Source organism: Alteromonas marina, assembly GCF_000808575.1.
GTDB lineage: Bacteria > Pseudomonadota > Gammaproteobacteria > Enterobacterales > Alteromonadaceae > Alteromonas > Alteromonas marina_A.
The window spans coordinates 1-5,690 of the sequence record NZ_JWLW01000042.1; the positions used below are offsets into that span (position 1 = coordinate 1).

At 39.3% G+C, this 5,690-nt stretch carries 2 protein-coding genes; both read left to right on the forward strand.

The annotated features are described in order from the left end of the window. Positions 1-471 precede the first annotated feature (471 nt). On the forward strand, positions 472-2,589 hold the full coding sequence (locus RJ41_RS14505; protein WP_039222284.1) for an S-layer homology domain-containing protein: 2,118 nt from the start codon (positions 472-474) through the stop codon (positions 2,587-2,589). After that, the coding region (locus tag RJ41_RS18735) for a M23 family metallopeptidase (protein ID WP_156964783.1) at positions 2,589-5,690 on the forward strand (3,102 nt) is incomplete at its 3' end. The genes RJ41_RS14505 and RJ41_RS18735, both read left to right, overlap by 1 nt.

Sequence of the window (5,690 nt, forward strand, 5' to 3'; positions counted from 1 at the left end):
TAGGCAGCGACTGGGATAGCGCCCCAACCGTATATCAAATTGGTGATACCGATAATGATGGTGTGCCTAATGTGGTGGTGTTTGGGGGTAAAGTCGGAAACACCTCTGTAGAAGTACGTTAGAAATATAGGGAAGATAGTGCCTTCTTCCCTATTATTCACTTTTAATGGCTTAACATTCAGTAGCGCACATAAATTCATATTCATACGCGTTTTTCGTGCGCTTTGGGCGACTTTCTCGATCGTAAATGCTTTCATGTAATAACGAAACTGGCATCGAAATGTTCAAAAACCAAACTAATTGTACATTCATAAAACTTTATGTGTATAATTCTTGGTCACCCTGAGAGCAAAAATTTTCTCTCTTTTAACAATAATTTACTCTGAAGGGCTGCGTCGTCATAGTTGGTAACATATCTATATGTATCACTGCATGAAACGTAGCGTGCGCAAACGTAAGGGAATACGCTCCATGTCTCGTTTTGTAATAGGCATACTGTCACTCATAATTAGCACCTCATCTATTGGCTCACAAAAAGATACTATCAAATGGTACATGACAGAATCTGAGTATTCCCCTCTGTTTTCCGATCAGCTTTTTGATAAAGAGAACTACATATTCAAGGCTGAGTTGGTAAACAAAACTACAGAAAACAATAGGCAGCAAACAGAATTACTAAACAAACTCTTTCACTCGCTTAAAAGCTCCTCTTCAATCAACTTAGTTGGCTCATCTACATCGCGAGATATATTAAATCGAGAGCTTTTGGAGATACAAAAGCGCTACCCAGATTCAACAAAGCGAGAGTTACTCGAAAAAATGAACTGTGCAGCAGCAAGCGTTCTTGACGATTTTAGCTGTGGTATTCAATTTTGGAAGAAAATAAAAACAAGCACCTTTATCTCGTTAACAGCAAACACAGTGTTGATGCCCACGCTTGTTGCCGCCGATTTTTTAACAGCTGGCGCATCAAGTACACCGAGGGCAGCTGCTAAAGTAGCTCAGAAAAAAGGTAATAAAATATTATCTGCTGTGGTAAAGGGCTATAAAGCATCAAATGCCAAGGTTTGGTCTACCGCAAAAGCGCTTCATCGAATAACCCGTTTCAAAAAGTTAAAGCCCACCAAAGGTAGCACCGCGATTTTATATTTAGTAAACAGCAAGCCTTTTAAATTAACAATGAATATAGTGGAGCTAACCGCCAAAATTTCAGAGGGAGTTGCTAGCCTCAACTCAGAAAACCGACAAAATTTAGCCCGCATGTTAAATGACTTAAATGGGGAAATGAGTAGTTTTAAAACAAATTGTGACGACCGTTTTTCTGACGATGCATGCTTATATTTTGAAGGTTTGGACCAAAACGAAATAAGTAACGCTGCTAATGTTGCGCTTAATGCAGGTCTTGGTGAAATTAAGCTAGCAATTGCCGTGCTAGACATCAAACTCATAACAATGGGCTATGCACTTGTTGAAAATGGAATAATAAATCCGCTCACAGACAACGAAGATTCAGAATTTTTTGAAACATTAACTGAAACTGGTTTTACCCTTGCAGAATTCACCCCTCTTGTAGGTCCAGTCGTAGCGTGGGGAAATAGTATAAGAAAAACTAAACAAGAAATGGGAGAAAGCTATTCGGCAGCAAGGTATGAGTACGAGTTGTTCTCGCTAGGAAAGTCTGACTTAACATCGGTCGCTATAGCTAGGTACCAAGCTGCCGTTATCGAAGACACCATATTCGCTATTCAAAACTCACCCACTGACATTCCCTTTCAATTGTTAAATAGAGATAGCTTGTACCCTAGCACTCTAAGTGAAACGTCAATGTTTGAGGTCTTTGGTATTGAGCAACCAAGCATAATAAATTATCGAGAATTACAAGAAGTGATCACTGAAAGACGGAGTGATTGTAACGAATACCAAACCAGTAGAATTAGTGCCGTCCTGTTCAATACAAATTATTTTGTCGATACCTATCAATGTGACACTTTACATTTCACCAAAATTGACGAGTCAAGTATTAGTATTGTTTACAATTTAAAAGACAACACAATATTTAGGCAATTCAATCAAGTATTTAGCGATATTCACCCTTCAAAAGAGTACGCAAGCGCTGTTGGGGTATTAGTGACAAAAGGCATTTTGAACACTAATAACGAGAACTTCTACCCCAACAAAAATATTACCCGTGCCGAGTTTTACGCGCTAATACAGCGCACCTTTTATCTACAAAGTAACGATAACATTTCTGAGAATTGGTCTTTAAATAGTCTAAATATTTTAAAGAAAAAGCTTCCTAATACAGTATTCAATGAAGAGCTAAGCGAGCCTATCACCATTTCTGAAGCAGCTGAAATCGCAGCAGGCGTTACTAGTATCACCTCTACTTACGGCATTATGGCCGAAATACATTATTCGCAACCATGTTCTTTTATAGCAAAGCCTCTTTTCAAATTACTAGCTAATGAATATTTGTCCGTTAGCAAAAATGTTATGTCTGGGTGCCCTTACAACATATCTAATACTTCACCATTAACTCGCGGTGACACTGCTATATTACTCGCCAATATGCTTAAAGGAGCTCAGTAATGAACTATATATTACGTATTACATTGCTGGGTAAACAGATCTCTATATGCTCAATACTTATTGCGCTTTTTTTAACAAGTACGCCTCAAGCAAGTGAACTACCTGAAAATACGCAGGTTTTAATTGAGCAGCTAGCTAATGACCCACTGATAGAAAAATTTGCAATTATTGATAACTTAAATAATCCGCTTTCTCGTGCCGAAGTAGCTATTTTGGTCGACCGAACACTTGTAAATTTAGCCCCCATATTTGACGTTGATATTGATGGCAAAAACGTACGTTTTCCAGATGTTAACCCCAACGCAGATTATTACCCATCAGTAGTTCGCTTGACTAACTACTATGGCAGAAATGACAGGGCTGTTTTCACTTCAGACAATATACTGTTCAGGCCGCTTGACCATACCTCGCGAAAAGAATTTATAACCGTTGCGCTAGAAGGCTTCAATGTAGAACTAACGAACACATCAAATTTAGCCGCTTTTGACGATTACAGCAGTATAAAGGGTGATTGGTCAGAAATTTATTTTAGTACCGCAGTCACTTTAGGTGTTATTAAAGGAAACAATAACAGTTTATTTCCTGATGAAAAAATCTCAATATTTGAAGCTATGGTGGTTTTGGGCAACCTAAATGCTCTTTATTCTCAAGCTCCTCTTCATGATAGTAGCGGCTTTTCTTTCGACACAGCATTTCTATCATACCCACAGAAAAAATTAGGGCAGCCTTTTAAGGCAAACTTTAACGAGGATAGCCAGCCATTTACTATAAATACGATAGTAATTGATTCTCTATCGAATGCAGACGAGCTATGTGGAAGCAAAAACGCGATACTTTTAGGGGTTGATAGTACCTATGATACTTCTCAAAGCCTAGCCGAAAAGGTAGCACCTTACTTTTGGTGGGAAGCTAAAGAGGGATATTTAAGCGCAATATCAACATCATCTAACTTTGAACAGGTGTGTTTTTACCCGCCTAGCGCAACTCCCATTCAAGGCAATTTGGTAACTGTATCGGGGAATGACAATTTAGGTAATATTTCGAGCTACTCAACTTCAATCAGTGCCGACAACTTTAGTTTCGATAAATTAAATGACGCCGAAAGAGCAAGCGAAGCTTTATTAAACATCGCGCCATTTGAATTCGTAATCGCGGGAAAAACACTAACATTAGACTTACGTTCAAGCGCGGTGTTAAAAGGTAATCTGGATATTGGTATAGAGAATGTTTTCGTAACGGCTTACTTTGACGACGGTTTCTCTACCAATTTCACCGCTTCACTCGTTAATGACCATCTAGATATCAACGTTCCTGTGTTAACTCAGTACTATGGTCAGAATATAGAGCTAGCGATTTCTTTGCGCGTTCAGAATGTTAGAAATACTCAACGTATTTCCGCTGTATACATTCCAGAGTATAAAGTAATAGGAAGAGTAAATAACAACACAGGTGAGTCGGCTACCCACGTAAAGCTTGGTGATCAAAGTGTTGTTTTATCGACGAATAACTATTTTGAAATACCTGTCTTGTTTGATGTAGAGAACGCTCCCCTTATTTTAACTGCGACAGGGGGAAGCACTAGTAATACATTTCCCGAAATTGAAGTATTACTTACCTATACAAACCCAATTCAATTTATCGACCTAATAGGCAGTGATATTTCCGAAACGCTAGATTCTGATGGAGATGGGTTAAGCGATGCGTTAGAGGATATTCTACTTACAGATAAAAACAACGCAGATTCTGACGGTGATGGTATACCGGACGGTTGGGAATACGACAACGGTCTCAATCCATTAGATAGTGATGATGCACAACAAGATGATGATTATGATGGCTTAAGTAATTTTGAAGAGTACAACCTCAATACTAACCCTGTTAACAATGATAGTGACAACGATGGTTTTGACGATGCTACTGAAGCATCCAGCGGCAGCGATCCTCTACAAATTACAAGTACGCCTCTTTCTAACCTTCAAGTGTGTGATAGTGAAGTAACGTTAACACCTCTTAAAGCGATTGCGTGCACGCTTTTCGGAAAATTAGCGAATGAGCTAGACGACCCTGTTCTGGGTGTAAATTACAACTACAACAATTGGGGTGATAACCCGCATTTATACCCCAATAATAGCGGTCACGCGGGTATCGACATGCAAACCAAGAATGTTGCCGGCGGCAATGTGAGTAGTCACTTAGTTCCTTTTTACTCTCTTTCCAGTGGCAAAGTTATTGCCGCAGAGAAAAATGCTACTTACAACCGGGTTGTTATTTACGATGATGCTAGAAACATTAGTTTTATCTATCTTCACGCACACAGCGTAGATGTTACGGTTGGTCAAAAGGTAAAAGTGGGAGACAAGCTAGGCATTCAAGGCGCAACCGGCGCGGGGAACGCATGGCACGTGCATTTGGAGGCTAGAGCTGGCCAAACGATTTACGCATCATTGAATAAGGACAACACCCTTAACCCTATTGCAAGCGTATTGCCTTATATCATTGAGCATATTCAAAATCCGCCTTTAGAAGTTGCGGAATATAGGTTAGTTGGCCCATCTTCGGTACTTGAAAACGAAAGTGCTTCTTTTTCTTTTTTAGCTATCTATACAAATGGTACTAGTGAGGAAGTAACTCCTGATAGTTGGGAAGTTACTGACAATAATAATGGCTCTAGTTTTGGTGCAAACGGTCTATTTACCGCTGGGCCGGTAAACCTTGATAAAACAATTAACGCTAAGGTGTCATTACTAGATAAATCGATAACGTTCAAAATAGCAATTTTAGATTCGGCTCAGAATGCTGCACCAACCGAGACTATTATTTTAAAGTCGCAACAAGAAGAATGCGGTAATGGACAAGCCGTTGAAGTAAGCATATTTAGGCCATCAGGTATTGCATGTTCTTATAAAGATGAGAACGGGGTGACTAAAAACACCGTCATAAAACAGCTGTCGTTGCACGTAAAAGCTAATTTAGTTTTACAAAGCGGTACTATTGACCTTGAAGGCGAAACTATTGTTGTAGATGGCGACTTTATCCAGCAAGGAGGCATAGTTTATGTTAAAAACGGCTCATTGATTGTAAAAGGCGACTATCGACTACAA

Coding starts and splice junctions, on each gene's coding strand:
- RJ41_RS14505 (WP_039222284.1), top strand. CDS start 472: ATGTCTCGTTTTGTAATAGGCATACTGTCACTCATAATTAGCACCTCA.